The organism is Sinomonas sp. P47F7 (genome assembly GCF_049332655.1).
Lineage (GTDB): Bacteria > Actinomycetota > Actinomycetes > Actinomycetales > Micrococcaceae > Sinomonas.
In genome coordinates this window covers 2,620,090-2,638,338 of sequence record NZ_CP186327.1, presented here as the reverse complement: position 1 = coordinate 2,638,338, position 18,249 = coordinate 2,620,090, and the positions used below count along the sequence as shown (strand labels likewise).

General features: G+C 70.7%; 16 protein-coding genes. 10 read left to right on the top strand and 6 right to left on the bottom strand.

The window, feature by feature from the left end:
- Positions 1 to 78: 78 nt before the first annotated feature.
- Together ACOKR1_RS12275 and ACOKR1_RS12270 are read left to right on the top strand one after the other, a co-directional pair.
- Positions 79 to 744 carry an alpha/beta family hydrolase gene (locus ACOKR1_RS12275; RefSeq protein WP_422933338.1) on the top strand — a complete coding sequence of 222 codons (666 nt, stop codon included), beginning with the start codon at positions 79 to 81 and terminating at the stop codon, positions 742 to 744.
- Positions 745 to 900: 156 nt separating this feature from the next.
- Positions 901 to 2,406 (top strand): hypothetical protein, encoded by a 1,506-nt coding sequence (locus ACOKR1_RS12270; RefSeq protein WP_422933337.1) that lies wholly within the window; start codon positions 901 to 903, stop codon positions 2,404 to 2,406.
- A gap of 51 nt (positions 2,407 to 2,457) precedes the next feature.
- Here the strand turns inward: ACOKR1_RS12270 and ACOKR1_RS12265 are convergent, their stop codons facing one another.
- The gene (locus ACOKR1_RS12265) at positions 2,458 to 4,149 is read right to left on the bottom strand and encodes a SulP family inorganic anion transporter (protein WP_422933336.1); all 1,692 of its coding nucleotides are present in this window, start codon (positions 4,147 to 4,149) and stop codon (positions 2,458 to 2,460) included.
- Between the two features lie 92 nt (positions 4,150 to 4,241).
- Here ACOKR1_RS12265 and ACOKR1_RS12260 point away from each other — a divergent pair, with 92 nt between their 5' ends.
- Positions 4,242 to 5,660 carry a phytoene desaturase family protein gene (locus ACOKR1_RS12260; RefSeq protein ID WP_422933335.1) on the top strand — a complete coding sequence of 473 codons (1,419 nt, stop codon included), beginning with the start codon at positions 4,242 to 4,244 and terminating at the stop codon, positions 5,658 to 5,660.
- 3 nt (positions 5,661 to 5,663) lie between these two features.
- Here ACOKR1_RS12260 and ACOKR1_RS12255 read toward each other — a convergent pair whose 3' ends face one another.
- Together ACOKR1_RS12255 and ACOKR1_RS12250 are read right to left on the bottom strand one after the other, a co-directional pair.
- Positions 5,664 to 6,062 (bottom strand): DUF5655 domain-containing protein, encoded by a 399-nt coding sequence (locus ACOKR1_RS12255; protein ID WP_422933334.1) that lies wholly within the window; start codon positions 6,060 to 6,062, stop codon positions 5,664 to 5,666.
- A gap of 550 nt (positions 6,063 to 6,612) precedes the next feature.
- Positions 6,613 to 6,891 carry a putative quinol monooxygenase gene (locus tag ACOKR1_RS12250; RefSeq protein WP_422933333.1) on the bottom strand — a complete coding sequence of 93 codons (279 nt, stop codon included), beginning with the start codon at positions 6,889 to 6,891 and terminating at the stop codon, positions 6,613 to 6,615.
- Positions 6,892 to 6,926: 35 nt separating this feature from the next.
- On the opposite strand from ACOKR1_RS12250, the gene ACOKR1_RS12245 reads away from it, so the two are divergent.
- Positions 6,927 to 8,078 (top strand): class I SAM-dependent methyltransferase, encoded by a 1,152-nt coding sequence (locus ACOKR1_RS12245; RefSeq protein ID WP_422933332.1) that lies wholly within the window; start codon positions 6,927 to 6,929, stop codon positions 8,076 to 8,078.
- Here ACOKR1_RS12245 and ACOKR1_RS12240 read toward each other — a convergent pair.
- On the bottom strand, positions 8,044 to 8,976 hold the full coding sequence (locus ACOKR1_RS12240; RefSeq protein WP_422933331.1) for an aminoglycoside phosphotransferase family protein: 933 nt from the start codon (positions 8,974 to 8,976) through the stop codon (positions 8,044 to 8,046). The genes ACOKR1_RS12245 and ACOKR1_RS12240 overlap by 35 nt on opposite strands.
- A gap of 145 nt (positions 8,977 to 9,121) precedes the next feature.
- Here ACOKR1_RS12240 and ACOKR1_RS12235 point away from each other — a divergent pair, with 145 nt between their 5' ends.
- From ACOKR1_RS12235 to metE, 3 genes are all read left to right on the top strand, one after another.
- Positions 9,122 to 10,330 (top strand): ROK family transcriptional regulator, encoded by a 1,209-nt coding sequence (locus ACOKR1_RS12235; protein WP_422936630.1) that lies wholly within the window; start codon positions 9,122 to 9,124, stop codon positions 10,328 to 10,330.
- A 355-nt stretch (positions 10,331 to 10,685) separates the two neighbouring features.
- A complete protein-coding gene (locus tag ACOKR1_RS12230; RefSeq protein ID WP_422933330.1) occupies positions 10,686 to 11,633 on the top strand; it encodes a methylenetetrahydrofolate reductase in 948 nt (315 codons plus the stop codon).
- 24 nt (positions 11,634 to 11,657) lie between these two features.
- Positions 11,658 to 14,009, top strand: coding sequence for a 5-methyltetrahydropteroyltriglutamate--homocysteine S-methyltransferase (gene metE / locus ACOKR1_RS12225; protein WP_422933329.1), 2,352 nt, complete (start codon positions 11,658 to 11,660; stop codon positions 14,007 to 14,009).
- Between the two features lie 137 nt (positions 14,010 to 14,146).
- On the opposite strand, the gene ACOKR1_RS12220 is transcribed toward metE, so the two are convergent.
- Positions 14,147 to 14,650, bottom strand: coding sequence for a DUF2004 domain-containing protein (locus ACOKR1_RS12220; protein ID WP_415857090.1), 504 nt, complete (start codon positions 14,648 to 14,650; stop codon positions 14,147 to 14,149).
- Between the two features lie 73 nt (positions 14,651 to 14,723).
- Between ACOKR1_RS12220 and ACOKR1_RS12215 the strand changes: the two genes are divergently transcribed.
- On the top strand, positions 14,724 to 16,163 hold the full coding sequence (locus ACOKR1_RS12215; RefSeq protein ID WP_422933328.1) for an aldehyde dehydrogenase family protein: 1,440 nt from the start codon (positions 14,724 to 14,726) through the stop codon (positions 16,161 to 16,163).
- Here the strand turns inward: ACOKR1_RS12215 and ACOKR1_RS12210 are convergent.
- Entirely contained in the window at positions 16,123 to 17,052 is a 930-nt protein-coding gene (locus ACOKR1_RS12210) for a LysR family transcriptional regulator (RefSeq protein ID WP_422933327.1), read from the bottom strand. The genes ACOKR1_RS12215 and ACOKR1_RS12210 overlap by 41 nt on opposite strands.
- 417 nt (positions 17,053 to 17,469) lie before the next feature.
- Here ACOKR1_RS12210 and nrdH point away from each other — a divergent pair, with 417 nt between their 5' ends.
- Positions 17,470 to 17,715: a glutaredoxin-like protein NrdH gene (gene nrdH / locus ACOKR1_RS12205; protein ID WP_422933326.1), complete on the top strand. Its 246-nt coding sequence runs from the start codon at positions 17,470 to 17,472 to the stop codon at positions 17,713 to 17,715.
- Between the two features lie 119 nt (positions 17,716 to 17,834).
- Complete coding sequence (gene nrdI, locus ACOKR1_RS12200) at positions 17,835 to 18,239, top strand: class Ib ribonucleoside-diphosphate reductase assembly flavoprotein NrdI (protein ID WP_415855358.1); 405 nt, start codon at positions 17,835 to 17,837, stop codon at positions 18,237 to 18,239.
- Positions 18,240 to 18,249: the final 10 nt, after the last annotated feature.

The window sequence follows — 18,249 nt, the reverse complement described above, 5'->3', positions numbered from 1 at the left end:
GGCATGCAAACGTGTGCATGCCAAGGGGCGTCGGGTGGTCCTGCGAGTCCCTCCCACGGTCCACGGCAAGATAGAGCCATGAGCGAACACGGCGAGCGCATCACGATCCCCACGCCCGCGGGCGACGTCTCGGGCGTCTTCCGGAATCCCGACGGCGCGGATGGGACGGTGGCCGTAGCCCACGGCGCAGGCGCCGGCATGGACCATCCGTTCATGGTTGGCTATTGCGACGCCCTCAACGGGCTCGGCATCGCGACGCTGCGCTTCAACTTCGCCTATGTCGAGGAGGGGAAGCGGCTCCCGGACCGGCCCCCGCGCGCCATTTCGGTGTGGGCCGCGGTCCTCGAGGAGGCACGGCGTCGCGGGGCCCCCACGCCGCTCTGGGCCGCGGGGAAGTCGTTCGGGGGCCGCATGGCCTCGATGGCGGCGGCAGACGGTTCGATCGCCCCGGCCGGGCTCGTCTTCCTCGGCTATCCGCTCCACCCGGCCGGGAACCCCTCGAAGCTCCGCGACGAGCATCTCTACGGGCTCACGCTGCCCATGCTCTTCCTGCAGGGCACCCGGGACACCCTTGCCACGCGCGAGCTGCTCGACGGCGTCGTCGCGAAGCTCCCGACCGCGGCGCTCGCATGGCAGGAGGACGCCGACCACTCGTTCGCCGTCAAGGGCGTCAGGCGGACCCCGTATGCGATCGGTGCCTCGCTCGCCGCGGCGACGGCGGAGTTCGTGCGCGCGGCTCGCTGAATTCGGCCACACGGCCCATTGCACGGGCCGCTCGATGGTGGTCCTCTTGAGCGCGTGGTGGAAGAGCAGGACCCCGACGCCGTCGCGGCGCGCCTTCGCTAGGTGAGCGCCGGCCGCTTCGGGCCACAAGAGACCAATCGCTTTCAGGAGTGGATCATGAATCTGAACCTCTCTGCGCGGACCCACCGGGGGTCCGCGCGCGGCGCACTGCTGGCCCTGCTGCCGGCAGCGCTCATGCTCAACATGGCCGGCGCCGCGTCGGCCGCGACCTTCTCGATTCCCGTCGTCGCGAGCGGACCGAGCCCCTACGCCGGCTGCACCCTTGGTGGAGCCCCAGGTGCCGTGAACTTCCCCAACGCCGAAGTCGAGCCGTGGGTCGCCGTCAATCCGAGGAACCCCCGCAACCTCGTCGGCGTCTGGCAACAGGACAGATGGTCCGACGGCGGGGCTCACGGTCTCGTCGCCGGCTACTCGAACGACGGCGGAGCCACCTGGCACGAGTCGGCCCAGCCCTTCAGCGCGTGCGCCCCGGGCGGTCCGGCCCAGTTCAGCCGAGCGTCAGACCCGTGGGTGTCGTTCGGGCCCGACGGCACGGCCTATTCCGTGTCCATCTCGTTCCAAGGGGTGGGCAGCGACAACGGCGTCGCCGCGGCGACATCGACCGACGGCGGCAAGTCCTGGGGCAACCTCAACATCCTCAAGGAGGACGCGAGCTCCCAGTTCTTCAATGACAAGGAATCCGTGACTGCGGACCTGGTCCATGCAGGCACCGCGTATGCCGTGTGGGATCGGCTCGTGGCGCCGAACGGCAACCCGCGCGCGGACGCGCACTCGCACGCCTTCACGGGGCCGGCGTGGTTCGCGAAGACGACAAATGGAGGCGTCACGTGGGACTCGACGAAGATCATCGTCCCGACCGCCGAGCACCAGCAGACCATCGGCAACCAGATCGTCGTTGACCCGCGCACGGGAGCCCTGTTCGACTTCTTCAACCTGATCCTGGGCAGCGGCCCGAACGGACCGGGCAGCCTTCACGGGAACAACGTTGCCTTCGTCAAGTCCACGGACGGCGGCGCGACGTGGTCGGTGCCGCACATCATCGCGGAGCTCAACACTGTCGGAGTGACCGATCCCAATACCGGCGCCGTGATCCGGACGGGAGACATCATCCCGGAACCGGCGATCGATCCGTCCACGGGCCAGCTCTACGTCGTGTGGCAGGACGCGCGCTTCAGCGGATTCGCCTTCGACCAGGTGGCGATCTCGACGTCGTCCAACGGCGGCACCACGTGGTCCGCGCCGGCGCGCGTCAACACCCCGACGGGCAAGCCGGCGTTCACCCCGAGCGTGCGGGTCAACTCCAGCGGCACAGTCGGCGTCACGTACTACGACTTCCGGAGCCTCGCGGCGGGGAACACGACCACGCTGCCGACTGACTACTGGTTCACGTCGTCGCCCTCCGGTGGGGCTGCCTTCGGCAACGAGACCCATCTCTATGGTCCGTTCGACATGTTGACGGCACCGAACGCGAGCGGGTTCTTCGTGGGCGACTACGAGGGGCTTGCCGCCTCGGGGAGCGACTTCGTCTCGCTGTCCGTCCGGGCGAACGACGGAAACCTTGCGAATCGCACGGACGCCGTGTCCACGACGATCGCGCCCTGACCCAGCTGAAAACGCACGACGGCGGGCCCCCGCTCAGGCGCGGGGCCGCCGTCAGTGGTGAGTGGCGCCGTCGTCCGTTGCGGGCGGGCCTGTGCCGCCGTCCGCGCGGAGGGCCCGCACCGCCGCGCTGACAGTGGGGTAGAACGTGTCCGGACCGAAGCGCCCGCGCGTGCCGAAGCGCAGCAGCCGGTCCTTCACCGGGCCCTTGAGCTCGGCGAAGACGAGCTCAATGCCGTGGGCGGCGAGCCAGTCGTCGAGGAGGATGACCTCGTCGAGCGCGGTCGTGTCGATCCCCGTGATGGGCTCCGCCGCGATGATCACATGGGTGACGCGGCGGTGGGCGTTCTCGACAAGAGCCCGGATGAAGGCGCTGAACACCGTGCCGTTCGCGAAGAACAGCGGGGCGTCGAAGCGCGCGAGGATGAGCCCCGGGACCCTCTCCGCTTCGGGGTGGCGCGAGATGTCGTGGTATCCCGGCACATCGGGGCGGTCGCCGAGCTCCGCGCGGTAGGGACCCCACGCGCGGCGCACGAAGTCGAGGAGCGAAAGCACCACAGCGACCACGATGCCCTGCAGGACTCCGATCGTCGTGACGCACGCGAACGTTGCGAGCATGAGTCCGAACTCGACGCGGCTCAGCCGCCAGAGCCGCGCGATCGCGCGCGGGTCCACGAGGCCCGTCGCCGCGGCGATGACGACGGCGGCGAGGGTCGCCGAGGGGAGGAGGGCCGTGAGGCCAGGCGCGAGCGCCATGAACGCGGCGACGAGGAGCGCCGCGACCACACCGGTGAGCTGCGTCCGGCCGCCCGCGTGGATCGCGACGGGCGTACGGGACGAGCTCGCGGACACCGGGAAGCCGCCCGCGAGGCCCGTTGCGAGATTGGACGCGCCGAGGGCCGCCATCTCGCCCGTGCCGGAGACCGAGCGGCCCTCGCGCGCGGCGAGGCTCTGCGAGAGGACGCCCGTGTCCGCGAACACCATGAGGGCCACGCCGGCCGCCGGGGCGATGAGCGTCACGGCGTCCGCCGGCGTCAGCTGCGCGAACTGCGGGACGGGCAGGCCCTGGGGGAGCGGGCCGACGGCCGTCACCTCGTGCGTAAGCCCGCCGAGCCACACCGCGAGGACAGAGCCGACGACGGCGAACAGCGCGCCCGGGGGCCGCCATCGGAGGAGGCGGGGGAGCCACATGAGGGCGAGCGAGCCGAGCCCGAGCGCGAGCGGCGCCGGGCGGGCGCCGTGTTGGACGACGGCGGCCGCGGTCGCCGCGAGGTGCTCCCAGGGCGTCCCGCCCGGGCCCAAGACGCCGAGCAGCACGGGCAGCTGGCTCGCGGCGACCGTGAGCGCGATGCCCGCGAGATAGCCGAGGCGGATCGGGCCCGAGAGGAGGCCCGTGAGCGCCCCGAGCCGAAGCAGTGCCCCGAGCAGCAGGAAGCCGCCGATGTACACCGCGAGGAGGCCCGCGAGCGCGAGGGCACGCGCGCTCCCCGCGGCGGCGAGCGGCAGCACGGCCGCGGAAATCATGGGGGCAAGCGCCGAATCTGGGCCCAGCACGAGGAGCCGCGACGGGCCCACGGCCGCGTAGACGAGAAGCGGGACGATCGTCGCGTACAGGCCCGCGACCGGCGGGAGCGCCGCCGCCTGCGCATACGCCATTCCCGCCGGGATGAGGAGCCCGACGAGCGCGGCTCCGGCGAGGGCGTCGTGCCGGAGCCAGCCGGGCTCGTAGCCCCGCAGCCACGTCATGCTGCGATCATGTGCCTTGCCCGGGCGGCGCGCCAGCCTCCGTCGGGGATCCGCGCGGGCCGGCGGAAGCGGGCGAGTGCGAGGATGGGACCATGACCAGTGCCGTCGTCGTGGGGAGCGGCCCGAACGGGCTCGCGGCCGCGGTGCGCCTCGCGCAGGAGGGATTCTCGGTCCGCGTCCTCGAGGCGGAGCCCACCATCGGTGGCGGGACCCGCTCGTCGACTCTGCCGGGTGCGGACGGACTCATCGTGGATGTCTGCTCGGCGTTCCACCCCATGGCCGTCGCCTCGCCCTTTCTCGCGAGCCTGGGTCTTGAACGGCACGGGCTGCGCTGGCGGTGGCCGGAGGTTCAGCTCGCGCATCCGCTCGACGGCGGTCGTGCGGGGCTGCTGTGGCGTGACGTGGCGCGCACGGCTGAAGGCCTTGGCGCTGACGCGCGCGCGTGGAGCCGGATCATGGGCGCGACGGCGCGGAGTTTCCCCGATCTCGTCCCCGAGGTCCTTGGGCCGGTGCTGCACGTCCCGCGGCATCCGATCGCGTTCGCCCGGTTCGGCGCCCTGGCCGCGCTGCCCGCGAGCGGACTCGCACGTGCCTGGCGCGGCGACGAGGCGCGTGGTCTCTTCGGCGGGATCGCCGCCCACGCGTTCTCCTCGCTCGACGCGCCGTTCTCGAGCGCGGTGGGGCTCATGCTTGGTGCTGCGGCGCACGCCGTCGGCTGGCCCGTCGCGGAGGGGGGAAGCCAGGCGGTCGCCGACGCCCTCGCCGCGAGGCTGCGTGAGCTTGACGGCGTGATCGAGACCGGAGTGCGCGTCCGCAGCCTCGACGATGCGGGGCGCTGCGACGTCCTGCTGCTCTGCACGGCCCCCGGAGCGGCGGCGAGCATCCTCGCCGGGAGGCTCCCGGCCGCCGTCGCCCGTTCCTATGGGCGGTACCGGCACGGGCCGGCGGCGTTCAAGGTCGACTACGCGATAGAGGGCGAGGTGCCCTGGGCCGCCCCGGACGTTGCGCGGGCCGGGACCGTGCACCTCGGCGGGACGATCGAGGAGATCGCGAGGGCCGAGGAGCAGACGCTCCGCGGCGGGATGCCCGCGCGGCCGTTCGTGCTCGTGGGGCAGCAGTATGTCGCGGATCCGACGCGGTCTGCGGACGGGCTCAATCCACTGTGGGCGTATGCGCACGTGCCCAACGGTTTCCCCGGCGACGCAACCGAGGCGATTACCGCCCAGATCGAGCGCTTCGCGCCGGGCTTCCGGGGGCGGATCCGGGCCGTCGCGTCGCGGAGTGTCGCCGAATCCGAGGCGCATAACGCCAACTACGTGGGGGGCGACATCAGCGCGGGCGCGAACTTCGGGACACAGCTCGTCTTCCGCCCCCGCGTGGCCCTCGACCCGTACTCGACCGGCGTGCCCGGCGTGTACCTGTGCTCGGCGGCCACGCCGCCGGGGGGCGGCACGCACGGGATGGCGGGTTTCCATGCCGCCGAACACGCGATCGCCCACCTGCGGCGGTGATCTTCAGGGAGCCGTTCCGCGCCGCAGAGTCGCGCCGAGATGACCTCCCTGCCCGACGTCGTAGGCCTCTCGGACCCATTCGGCGAATTCGCCGTTGAGCTGATCGGGGGCGGATACGCGGAACTGGTGGACGAACAGGCGCTTCGTGTAAGGCGAAGCTCTCCGAATGCGAGGATCGTTCACCTGCCGCTGCAGATCCAGATAACCGTCGAGCCACAGCTTCTTTGGCTTCGCCCCGGCAAAGCCTCGACGCGCTCCCTTGAAAGTGATCGCCGTCTTCGAAACAGACAGCTCAAACGGACCGCACGCCGTCACCAGCTCAACGAAGCGCTCGTAAAGCTCGACAACTCCCTGATCGCAGCCGCGGAGGTGGTCGTCCACGGTCCACGCCGTCTGGTCCATCTATCTCACGGTAGTCCACACGGAGCGGATCATGATGGTCAAATGCGCCGTGACGGAGGGGGTCGGGTTGGTCCCCCGTGCGTGGAGAGACCACGCATCAATCAGGCTACGGATGGGGCAGAGCGGTTTAAAGCTGGCGTACGAGCTTGTAGTGGAGGCGGACAGCGACCGCCGAATGGAACCGAATGACGTGATCGGTTCGCAGGACGCCGTAGTGATCGAGGTAGAGCTGGAAGGTTTTGTGAAGCGGAACTCGTGCGGCGTGCACCACTCCGCCTCGAACTACCGCGACGTAAGCTCCGTTCGTGCCAAACGGGCCTTGCGTGGAGTGCAGTTCGAGCGAACCATCTGCTTCCGGGGCTTGAGGTAAGCCTGGGGATGACACTGAGGGCGATCCCGTGCGTCACCTCGAAGAGGTCGACGTCGCCGCGCTCATTCGCCATGGTCTACCGCGGTCCCGAGGTTGGGGACCCGACCCTACGTCGACGCCCGGCGAGCGAGCGGTCCGTGTCATGACCTCCTACCGGATCGGTGCGGGGGCGGACGCGGATCAGATGCCTTCGATGGTGTAGCGGCGCTCGATCCCAGCGGTCACGCGCCCCCACTCGCTGCTCGCGACCCGCTCCTGGTGAGCCCGAAACGCCGCGGCATCGCTGAACAATTCGTCAACCTGCCACACCAGCGGGTCGTCGGTAGGAGTCACGTGGAACGCTACGCACCCAGCTTCGGCGCGCGTCAGCGCGACGTGGCGGGCGAGGTGACGGACGACGGCGGAGGCGTCGCTTTTGTCGCGGCACACCAGCTGCCCGCTGAGATGAACGAGAGTCATCGAATCATCTTCCCCCACCCGAATAGAGTGGTCCAGTGCAAGCCGATCCCAACGGGCCCTTCCCGTACGAGCTCCTGCGGCGCTTTCCCGACGTCGAGGCCCCGAACCTCTACGCGTGGGATGCGACGGACCGCCTGCTCGCCGAACGCGGGATCGCGGAGGCCGCGGCGCGAGGCCTGAGCGGCGCCCACATCGCAGTCATCGGCGACGCCTACGGCGCGATCGCGCTCCGGCTCGCCGCGGCCGGGCTCACCGAGGTCCGCGTGCACGAGGACCTTGCGACGGGACGCGTGGCGTTCGCCCGCAACGCCGAGGAGCTCGGGCTCGCCGGTCTGCAGCGCCAGGGCGAGCTCGACGCCGAGCTGCTCCGCGACGTCGGGCTCGTCCTGCTCCAACTCCCGCGCGGCCTCGCCGAGCTCGAGGAGATCGCGGACGCTGTGGCGCGGTGGGCCGCGCCGGACGTGGTGCTCGTGGCCGGAGGCCGGGTCAAACACATGACCCTCGCGATGAATGGAGTCCTCGGCGGCCGCTTCCGCGCCGTCCGTGCCGAGTTGGCCGTGCAGAAGTCGCGCCTCCTCATCGCGGAGGGCCCCCTTCCGGTTCCCGAGCGCTCGCCGTTCCCGGTTTGTGCGACGCACGACGACGTAGGCCTCACCTTGTGCGCGCACGGGGCCGCGTTCGCGGGGGAGAAGCTCGACGTCGGCACCCGCTTCCTGCTCGGGTTCGTCGAGCGCATGCCGGTGGGCGACGCCGTCGACCTCGGCTGCGGCACCGGCGCGCTCGCCGCCGCGTACGCGCTCGCGCACCCCAGCGCGAAGGTCGTGGCGACGGACCGTTCGGCCGCGGCCACCCGCTCGGCGCTCGCCACGATGGCGGCCAATGGGCTCGGCGAGCGCGTCGTCGTCGAGCACGACGACGCCGCCTCCTCGCGCGCGGACGCCTCGGCCGACGTCGTGCTTCTCAACCCGCCCTTCCACCTCGGCGCGAGCGTCCACGCGGGCGCGGCGCTGCGCCTCATCGAGGCGGCCGCGAGGATCCTGCGCCCCGGCGGCGAGCTGTGGACCGTCTACAACACCCACCTCGACTACCGGCGGCACCTGCAGGCCGCCGTCGGGCGCACCTCGGTGGAAGGGAGCTCGCGCAAGTTCAGGGTCACGCGCTCCGTGCGGCGCCGCTCCCGCCCGTGAGACGCCCCGAGAATTCGGCCAGGAGCTCGCGCAGCGTGAACTCGCCGTTGGCCACGAAGGCCGGGTCGTTGCCCTCGATCGCAACGCTCAAGAGCCCGAAGTGCAGCGCCCACGCCGCGGCGCGCCGCCACGTCGCCGCGTCCCGGGGGAGCGCCGCCTCGACGGCTGCCACGAACTTGCGCCGCCGCGGCCCCGCGTAGAGCTGCCACGCGACGGCGAGGTCCACGGCCGGATCGCCCGCGCAGAGGTCGCCGAAGTCGATCACGCCCGCGAGCGAGCCGTCGGGCGCGAACAGGATGTTGCCCGGGTGCAGGTCGCCGTGCACCCAGACGGCCGGCCCACCGTACGGCGGGGCGTCGGACAGGGCGTCCCACAGGGCCGCAAGCTCGGCATGGTCCGGCCGGTGCGCCACGAGCCCGAGCCGTTCGTGCACGCGCGCTTCGAGCTCGGCCACGTGGAGGCCCCGGAGCGGATTCTTGGGGGCGTCCGGGGGTGCGGGCGCGTGGAGCGCACCGAGGAAGCCCGCGAGCTCCTTCTCACCGCCCCGTGCCGGGCCGGGCACGGATAGCCCGGGCGTCCCCTCGGTCCACCGGCACACGCTCCAGATCCACGGATAGCCACGTCCAGGGCGCCCGCGGCGCACCGGTACGGGCAGCGCGATGCCCGTGCGCGCCGCGATCTCGCCCACGAAGCGCAGCTCCGAACGCACGAGGCCCGCTGCCAGCTCGCGCCGAGGCATCCGGACCGCAAAGTCATGGCCGAGCCTGAACACGACGTTGTCCCACCCCTCGGCGGCCGCGACCAGCGGCAGGCCCGCAAGGTCGGGATGCTGGTCGGCGAGCAGGCCTCGGACGAGCTCGGCCGTGATGACCGCCTCGGACTCCGGCACGCGCGACATGGTGTCTCCTCAGCCGGCACTCAGCTACGGGTTTGGGGTGAACAGGGTAACGTAAACGAAAGGATAATCACGCATCTGTCGAAAGGACCCCGTGACGGAGCAGCCACGCCAGTCAACGCCGCGGCGCGGGACCAATCTGCCGCGCATGGGGGACTTCAATCTCACCGTCATCCTCGACGCGATCCGCGGCTCCGAGGCGGGCCTCAGCCGCGTCGAGCTCGCGCAGCTCGTGGGGCTCTCGCCGCAGACCATCTCCAATATCTCGCGCCGCCTGCTCGATCAGAAGCTCATCGTCGAGGCGGGCAAGGAAGGCTCTGGGCCGGGCAAGCCGCGCACCATCCTGCGGCTCAATCCTCAAGGCATGTACGCGGTGGGCGTGCACCTCGACCCCGCACTCATCACCGTGGTGCTCCTGGACCTCGTGGGCGCGGTCGTCGAGAAGCGCACGTTCGTCACGCCCCTGAGCCACGACCCCGACGAGATCGTCCAGGCGATCGCCGAGTGCGTCGAGGAGCTCCTCGCGATCTCCGGCGTGGATCGCAAGCTCGTTGCCGGTCTCGGCGTGGCCGCCCCCGGACCGATCGACCTCGACCGCGGCGCCGTCGTGGGCCCCCCGCTCCTGCACGGTTGGGTCGACGTCCCCATCCAAGACCTCGTCCAGCGCGCGACCGGCCTCCCGACAACCGTGGACAAGGACGTCACGGGCGCCGCTGTGGCCGAGATTTGGGCGGGCGGCCCGGGCGGCTCCGAGAGCTTCGTGTTCTTCTACCTCGGCACCGGCCTCGGCGTGGGCCTGGTCCTGAACGGCGAGGTCTATCGCGGGAGCTCGGGCAACGCGGGGGAGATCGGCCACATCATCGTCGACCCGGACGGGCCGCTCTGCAGCGACGGCTGCGGCATGCGCGGCACCATCGGCACGGCACTCGAGCCCGCCGTGATCGTGAGCGAGGCCGTCGTGGCGGGCATCCTCCCGGTCTTGCCGGAGAATCCCACCGCGCGCGACTACCAAGGCGCGTTCGCCCGCCTGAGCGAGATGGTCGGCGAGGGCGAGCAGACAGCGATCGCGATCATGCGGCGCGCCGCGCGCAACATGGCGTGGGCCGCGGCCGTAGTCGGCAACCTCGTCGACGTCGAGCGCATGGTGTTCGGAGGCCCGTTCTGGGAGCCTGTGGCGCAATTCGTGCTCGACGTCCTTCCGGACATGGTCAACGAGCGCCTCGCGACCCGCGGAATCCACCACGTGGGCCTCTCCGGCACGCGACTCGGCGAGGACGTCGGGGCCGTGGGCGCGGCGTGCCTCGTGCTCGAGCGCGCGCTCGCCCCGCGCGCGGAGCGGCTCCTGCTCGAGGGCTGAGCCCGGCAACGCACGGACGACGACGGCGCGGCGCCACCTTCGCGTCACGCGGCGTCACGCTCGTACTAGTTCGTAGCATTACGACGAATTTGCCGTATTTGGCGCTTCGCGCTTGATGGATGACCGCGAGCATCCTTAGTCTCGGATTCAAGTTGCTTCCCGCAACGTGTCAGCGATCCCCCAAGCCGGGGATGTGGGTGCCCCCGTGAGGGCCTGACATTTGCCGCAGGAAGCTGGTTCATTTTGGGTGCCCGCCTCGGCGGCGTCCTTGTACCAGCGTGCCTGCGTTCCTTAATACCCTTCCTCCGGCGGCGGCTCAGCCTCCGCCGGCACGCATCGGATCCTAGGAATGCAAGTGTCCCCACCTACTCTCATCGACGCACCCTCGGCGAATTCCGCCGAGCCCGTCGCCCTCTCCTACGAGCTGTTCCCGCCGCGCAGCGACGCTGCGTCGGTGACCCTGTGGAAGACCATCCGCGAGCTCGAGTGCACCGACCCCGACTACGTGTCCGTGACGTACGGCGCGAGCGGCTCAAATCATGAGACGGCCCTCGACCTCGTGGACCGGCTCCAGCTTGAGACCACGCTGCGCCCCCTCGCCCACCTCACGTGCGTGGGCGGGACCCCGGAGGAGCTCAGCCGGACCGTGAACGCGCTCTTGGACCGTGGCGTCCGCGGGATCCTCGCGCTGCGCGGCGACCGCCCGAAGGACGGCCATCTTCCAGATGGCAGCCTCCGGTACGCGCAGGACCTCATCGAGCTCATCCGGCGTGTCGAGCGGCGTCGCTTCGCTCAGTTCGCGGCCGGCAAGGTCGCGATCGGCGTCGCGGCGTATCCGGTGAAGCACCCCGAGTCGCCGAGCGTCGCCCACGACATCGAGGTGCTCCTCGCGAAGCAGCGCTCGGGCGCCGACTTCGCGATCACGCAGGTGTTCTTCCACCCCGAGCAGTACTCGGCGCTCGTGCACCGCGCGCGCCGGGCCGGCGTCACTATCCCGATCATCCCGGGCATCATGCCGCTCACGAGCCTTCGGCGCATCCTTCGGCTCTCCGAGCTGAGCGGGGTCGAGCCGGACGCTCGCCTCGTGGACCGCATGCGCGCCGCAGCCGACGACGTCGAGACCGCCCGCCGCATCGGCGTCGACGCGAGCGTCGCGCTGGCCGAGGCGGCCCTCGACGCCGGTGCGCCCGGTCTGCATCTCTACACGTTCAACGAGCACGAGAGCGCCCTCGAGGTGCTCTCGAAACTCAATCTCCCTCGGCCCTCACGGCCTTCCCTCCAGGCCCACCGCCGGACCACCTGACCTGTCACCGACGAAGGAATCACGATGAGCTTCTCCTCCCGCCCTGCCGCCCGTTCGTTCCCAGCAGCCACCATCCTCGGCTACCCCCGCATCGGCCGCCGCCGCGAGCTCAAGAAGGCCGTCGAGGCCTACTGGGCAGGCAAGAGCAGCGCCGCCGAGCTCGAGGCCGCCGCGGACAGCATCCAGCTCGCGACCCTGCGACGGCTCACGGAGCTCGGCCTCACCGAGGCCTCCGCGATCCCCGGCACGTTCTCGTTCTACGACCAAGTGCTTGACACCGCCGTGGCCCTCGGCGCGGTTCCGGCCCGCTTCGGCTCGCTGCACGACGCCGACGGTCAGCTCGGGCTCGACGCGTACTTCACGCTGGCCCGCGGCAACGCCAAGCAGCAGCCGCTCGAGATGACCAAGTGGTTCGACTCCAACTACCACTACCTCGTGCCCGAGATCGGCCCGGAGACGGTCTTCTCGCTCTCCTCCGAGCGCGTGGTCGACGAGTTCCGCTTCGCCCAGGCGAACGGCGTCGTGACGCGCCCCTACCTCGTGGGCCCCGTGACGTTCCTCCTCCTGAGCAAGGCGTCCGGCGACGCCCCGGAGGGCTTCGCGCCGCTGTCTCGCCTCGACGACGTGCTCCCCGTCTACGCCGCGCTGCTCGAGCGCCTCGGCGCGGCCGGCGCCGAGTGGGTCCAGCTCGACGAGCCCGCCCTCGTCGCGGACCTCGACACGCCCGCCGCCGAGGTGAGCGCCGCCGTCGAACGCGCCTACGCCGCGCTCACCGCTTCAGCGGTAGGAGCAGCCGGGCGCCCGCAGATCCTCCTCTCCGCCCCGTACGGCGGGCTGGGCGAGCAGGCTCCGGCGGTCGCCGCGACCGGCGTCGAGGCGGTCGCGGTCGACCTCTTCAAGGGTGCCGTTCCCTCGGCTGACGAGCTCGCCGCGTTCGAGGGCAAGGCAATCGTTGCCGGTGTCGTAGACGGCCACAACATCTGGCGCAACGACCTCGCGGCATCGGCCGCGAAGCTCGACGCGCTGCGCGCCGCCGGGGTCAATGTCGCGGTGAGCACGTCGACGTCGACCTTCCACGTCCCGCACGATGTCGAGGAGGAGACCCAGCTCGACGCCCAGCTGCGCAGCTGGCTTGCCTTCGCCGACCAGAAGGTCGCCGAGGTCGCGACCCTCGCCGGCTATCTGGCCGAGCCGGCCGCCGCCCAGGCCGCGATCGACGAGGCGTCCCGCGTCCTCGCCTCGCGCGCCGAGGCCCCGGGCGTCCGCCGTCCCGAGGTGCGTGAGCGCACGGGCGCGCTCACGGACGCCGACTTCTCGCGCTCCGACTACGCCGCGCGTGCCGCCGCGCAGGACGCCGAGCTGCACCTCCCGCCGCTCCCGACGACGACGATCGGCTCCTTCCCGCAGACGTCCGAGGTTCGCGGCGCCCGCGCCCGCCTCATCAAGGGTGCGATCGACGCGGCCGAGTACGAGCGGCTCATGAAGGACGAGATCAAGCGCGTCGTTGACCTGCAGGAGGAGCTCGGCTTCGACGTCCTCGTGCACGGCGAGCCCGAGCGCAACGACATGGTCCAGTACTTCGCCGAGAACCTCGACGGCTTCGACGTCACGGTCCACGGGTGGGTGCAGTCCTACGGCTCGCGCTGCACGCGCCCGTCGATCCTGTGGGGCGACGTGTCCCGCCCGGCTCCGATCACGGTCCCGTGGGCCGAGTACGCGCAGTCGCTCACCGAGAAGCCCATGAAGGGCATGCTCACCGGCCCCGTGACCATCCTCGCGTGGTCGTTCGTGCGCAACGACCAGCCGCTTGCCGAGACCGCCAATCAGGTGGCCCTCGCGCTCCGCGACGAGATCGCGGACCTCGAGACTGCCTGTATCAAGGTCATCCAGGTGGACGAGCCCGCGCTCCGCGAGCTGCTCCCGCTGCGTCGCGCCGACCAGCCTGCCTACCTCGACTGGTCCGTCAAGTCCTTCCGCCTTGCGACGGCCGGCGCCGCGGACGCGACGCAGGTTCACACGCACCTGTGCTACTCGGAGTTCGGCGTGATCATCGACGCGATCGACGGCCTCGACGCCGACGTGACCTCGATTGAGGCCGCGCGCTCGCGCATGGAGGTCGTCAACGACCTCGAGACTCACGGCTTCGGCCGCGGCGTCGGTCCGGGCGTGTACGACATCCACTCGCCGCGCGTCCCGTCGCAGGGGGAGATCGAGGAGCTGCTCAAGACCGCCGTCGCGCACGTCCCGTCGCGGCAGCTCTGGGTCAACCCGGACTGCGGCCTCAAGACGCGCGGCTACGCGGAGACCGAGGAGTCGCTGCGGAATCTCGTCGAGGCCACGAAGGTCGCGCGCGGGGTCATCGCCGCCAACGCCTGACCCGGCTATCGGTTGCGGGGTCCCGTCCGGCCGGTTGCGGGGTCCCGTCCGGCGCGACGAGGGGTCCCGTCCCGCCCCTTGAGGGGTCAATGTCAGAACATTGACCCCTCAAGGCGGCGGACGGGACCCCTCAACATTCAATCCCAGGAGACTTCGTCGTCGACCACGCCGTCCTCGTCCGCCGCCGCGACGAGCACCTCGTCGGTGAACCCCTGGCCCAGCGTGAAATCGAGAACGAAATAGCGCTCCGGCTGGCCTGGGAAGATGCCCACCCGGGTGAGGCGCAGCGCGCGGACGAAAGCGTCGTCGTCGACCGCGTCAGACTTCTCGACCCCGAAAAGCTCGCGGATCTTCCCGTCGGTGAGGTTCTGGCAGTGGAAGTGCCGATACTCGACGGCGGGGGAGTCCTCGTCGGTCAGATCCAGCGCGATGCGTTCGCGCGCGGCCTCGATGAGCTCGGGGAGGAATCGGAGCCGGTAGTCGACCTTGTGGATACACGACTCGTCCATGCGATCGTGCTCGCCGAAGCTCAGATCGAGATCGACGGGCACGCCCTCGTGCTCGTACTGGCCAGAGATGACCCGCTGCCCCGCCGGCGTGAGGGCAATTTCCCCAAAGTGCTGGCTGACTGCCGTCTCCATGACTAAACGATAGCCCGGGCCCACTCGGCAGGCCAGCATGTTGAGCCGGGCCGCCGCGCGCTACTTTGAGAGGGTGATCCCGGATCAGCAGGCGCGGGCCGCAGTCGCCGCGGCGCGCGCGGAGTTCGAAGCGGGCGCGACCCGCCCGCTCGTGTGGCGCCGTCGTCAGCTGCTCGCGCTCAGGGCCATGCTGAGGGCGCGGCGGCGCGAGTTCGGGGCGGCGCTCGCGGAGGACCTCGGCAAGAGCGCCACGGACGCGTGGCTGCACGAGCTCGGCCTCGTCGCCGGCGAGGTCTCCCACGCGCTCGCCCACCTCGACGAATGGACCCGGCCTCGGCCTGCGGAGGTCCCCACGGCCCTCGCCCCTGCCACGGCGTGGACCCGACCGGAGCCCCTCGGCGTCGTGCTGGTCCTCGGCCCGTGGAACTATCCGCTGATGCTCGTGCTAGCGCCACTCGTGGGCGCCCTCGCCGCGGGCAACACCGTGGTGGTCAAGCCGAGCGAGCTCGCGCCGAGCACGAGCGCGGCCCTCGCGCGGTGGGTCCCCGAGTACCTCGACGGCGCAGTGTGGGTGGTCGAGGGTGGCCGGGAGACCGCCGAGGCGCTTCTGGCCGAGCGGCTCGATCACGTGTTCTTCACCGGAGGCGAGTCGGCCGCCAAAGCTGTCGCGGCCGCTGCGGCGCGCCAGCTCACGCCCGTGACGCTCGAGCTCGGGGGCAAGTCGCCTGCCTACGTCGACGCAACCGTCCGACCCGCTGCCGCGGCGCGCCGGATCGCGTGGGGCAAGTTCCTCAACGGCGGCCAGACGTGCGTCGCGCCCGACTACGTGCTGGGGCCTCCCGCGGTCCTCGAGGCACTTGCACCCGCGCTGCAGGCGGCCATCGCGGAGCAGCTCGGGGACGGCCGCGGCCTGCGGATGGTCAACTCCAGGCACTTCGACCGGGTGCGCGGACTGCTCGACGGCGAGGACGTGATCAGCGGCGGGCGGACCGATCGCGCGAGCCTCTGGATCGAGCCGACCCTCGTGCGGGCCCGGGCCGACTCACCGCTCATGCGGGAGGAGATCTTCGGTCCTGTTCTACCGCTCCTCGCGGTCGACGACGAGGACGCGGCCCTCGCATATGTGCGGTCGCAGCCCAAGCCGCTCGCGCTCTACGTCTTCAGCGAGTCCCCGGCCACGCGCAGGCGCTTCGAGCTCGAGACGAGCTCAGGCGCCCTCGCGTTCGGGGTTCCCGCGCTGCATCTCGGCGTGCCGGGCCTCCCGTTCGGCGGGGTCGGGGCGAGCGGCATGGGGGCCTACCACGGCGAGGACTCATTCCGGACGTTCTCCCACGTCAAGGCCGTGCTCGACAAGCCGCTCGCCCCGGACACCCTCGCGGTCATCTACCCGCCGCACGGTCGGGTCAAGGACGCGTTCGCCCGCGGGCTCATCCTGCCGATCGTGCCGCGATTGCCGGCCGTGCCAGCGTGGGTCAGCGCCGCGCTCCGGCGGCGGCGCCATCGAGGCCTTTGAGCGTTTCCGCGACGAGGTCGAGGAACAGCCCGGTCTGCGTATCGGACGACCCGCCGGGGCGCAGGGCGAAGATGTTGCGCGCGAGCCGGATCTCGGGGACGTCGACGACGACGACCCCGGCCGGGCGGGACCGGAGCGCGAGTTCCGGGATGAGCGCGGCGCCGAGCCCGGCCGAGGAGAGGCCGAGGCTTGCGTTGAAGTCGTCGCTGTACACCACGACGCGCGGCTCGAGGCCGCAGCTCGCGAAGAGGCGGTCGATCACGGCCGCATCGGCCGCGCCGGGATGATGGACGATCCACGGCATGCCGTTGAGCTGCGATGAGGTGACCTGCGCGCCGTCGGCAATTCCCCACGAGGCCGGGAGCACTACGCGGAAGGGATCGTCCCCGATCCATTGGCGGTCCATGGTGTGCGGCCATGCGAGGCCGCTCTGCCCGACTTGGTAGACGAGGGCGACGTCGAGCTCGCCTCCCGTCAGGAGCCCCCGGATGGTCTCGCCCGGCTCGGCGACCGAGACGTGGAGATCGAGCCCGAGGCGGCGCCACGGTTCGCCGCGGACGACGGCGGGGAGGACGTACGTCGCGAGGCTCGGGAAGATCCCGAGGCGCAGGAGCCTGCCGGCGGCCTCTGCTGCGCGAGCCGTGGCGGCCTTGAGCGCGTCGATGTCGGTGAGCACCTTGGTCGCGTGGCGCGTCATGACGACGGCGGCCTCGGTGGGCGTCACGCTCTTGGGCGAGCGGACGAACAGCTGGACCCCCGTCTCGCGCTCGAGCGCGGCCATTTGCTGGGACACCGCGGAGGCCGTGTAGCCGAGCCGCTGCGCCGCGGCCGCGAACGAGCCCTGGCGGACGACCTCGAGGAGCGTCTGGAGGTGGACAGGGTTCACCATCGGGGCGGCTCCTTCGGTGGGGCGGTGTCGTTCCGTGCGGGGGAGAGGGATCTCAGACTACGACACGCGCGGAAGGGTGGTCGCCGAGGCCGCCGCGCCGACACGCGACACGCCGTGAGATGAACGACACGCAAAATTTTTGGGTGTGCATCCAGCCCTCCACAGCCTGTGGAAGAGGGGGCGAAAAGGGCGGAATTTCGCGGGAGTCGGTGTGTGTTTACTGTGCAGTAAGTGTGGACTCCGAACGTTAAGAATGACATACTTGTAAGACATCATCTTGGGGTCCACGGCGGCACCCACCACTACATGTAGTGTGGAGAGCACGCCGGGCAGTCCGATCCACTTGGGGAAGGCTGCGGCCGAATGGGGGGCCCACAACGGGCCGAAGCCAGCAAGTCTTCCAGGAGGGAAGGAACCATGAACGTCACGGTTTACACGAAGCCTGCTTGTGTGCAGTGCAACGCTACTTACCGTGCCCTCGACAAGAAGGGCATCGCCTACCAGAGCGTGGACGTCACCCAGGACCCGGAGGCCCTCGAGCGACTCAAGTCCCTGGGCTACATGCAGGCGCCCGTTGTCGTCACCGATGGTGGCCACTGGTCGGGTTTCCGCCCCGACAAGATCGAAGAGCTCGCCCTGGCGTCCTCGTCCGCGGTGGCCTGACCCGCCGTCGTCCGCTTTCTCTCGCAGGGGGTGCTGAGGTGACCTCGCTGGTCACGGCCGCGGCAGGCGCCGCGGCATCGGGCGCTCAGCCCGAGCCCCGCCTCGCCTCGAGCCGACTCATCTACTTCTCGTCCGTTTCCGGCAACACCCATCGGTTTGTGGGCAAGCTGGGCCTCGACGCCGCACGGATCCCGCTCCACCCGCATGAACCGCCGCTCCGGGCTACGGAGCCGTTCGTGCTCATCGTCCCGACGTACGGCGGGACCGGGGGAGCCGGCTCGGTGCCGAAGCAGGTCATCAGGTTTCTCAACGATCCGCAGAACCGGTCCCTCATCCGGGGGGTCATCAGCGCGGGCAACACGAACTTCGGGGACAACTACTGCGCGGCGGGTGACATCGTCGCCGTCAAGTGCAAAGTCCCTCATCTCTATCGATTCGAGCTCATGGGCACGCCCGACGACGTGGCCCGGGTCACCGAAGGATTGGACGCATTTTGGACACGACTGTCGCAGAACCCGCAGTAGCGGCTGCGGA

Excerpts from the sequence above, each read along its gene's own strand:
- ACOKR1_RS12275 (WP_422933338.1), top strand. The coding sequence starts at position 79 with ATGAGCGAACACGGCGAGCGCATCACGATCCCCACGCCCGCGGGCGAC.
- ACOKR1_RS12270 (WP_422933337.1), top strand. The coding sequence starts at position 901 with ATGAATCTGAACCTCTCTGCGCGGACCCACCGGGGGTCCGCGCGCGGC.
- ACOKR1_RS12265 (WP_422933336.1), bottom strand. The coding sequence starts at position 4,149 with ATGACGTGGCTGCGGGGCTACGAGCCCGGCTGGCTCCGGCACGACGCC.
- ACOKR1_RS12260 (WP_422933335.1), top strand. The coding sequence starts at position 4,242 with ATGACCAGTGCCGTCGTCGTGGGGAGCGGCCCGAACGGGCTCGCGGCC.
- ACOKR1_RS12255 (WP_422933334.1), bottom strand. The coding sequence starts at position 6,062 with ATGGACCAGACGGCGTGGACCGTGGACGACCACCTCCGCGGCTGCGAT.
- ACOKR1_RS12250 (WP_422933333.1), bottom strand. The coding sequence starts at position 6,891 with ATGACTCTCGTTCATCTCAGCGGGCAGCTGGTGTGCCGCGACAAAAGC.
- ACOKR1_RS12240 (WP_422933331.1), bottom strand. The coding sequence starts at position 8,976 with ATGTCGCGCGTGCCGGAGTCCGAGGCGGTCATCACGGCCGAGCTCGTC.
- ACOKR1_RS12235 (WP_422936630.1), top strand. The coding sequence starts at position 9,122 with ATGGGGGACTTCAATCTCACCGTCATCCTCGACGCGATCCGCGGCTCC.
- metE (WP_422933329.1), top strand. The coding sequence starts at position 11,658 with ATGAGCTTCTCCTCCCGCCCTGCCGCCCGTTCGTTCCCAGCAGCCACC.
- ACOKR1_RS12220 (WP_415857090.1), bottom strand. The coding sequence starts at position 14,650 with ATGGAGACGGCAGTCAGCCAGCACTTTGGGGAAATTGCCCTCACGCCG.
- ACOKR1_RS12210 (WP_422933327.1), bottom strand. The coding sequence starts at position 17,052 with ATGGTGAACCCTGTCCACCTCCAGACGCTCCTCGAGGTCGTCCGCCAG.
- nrdH (WP_422933326.1), top strand. The coding sequence starts at position 17,470 with ATGAACGTCACGGTTTACACGAAGCCTGCTTGTGTGCAGTGCAACGCT.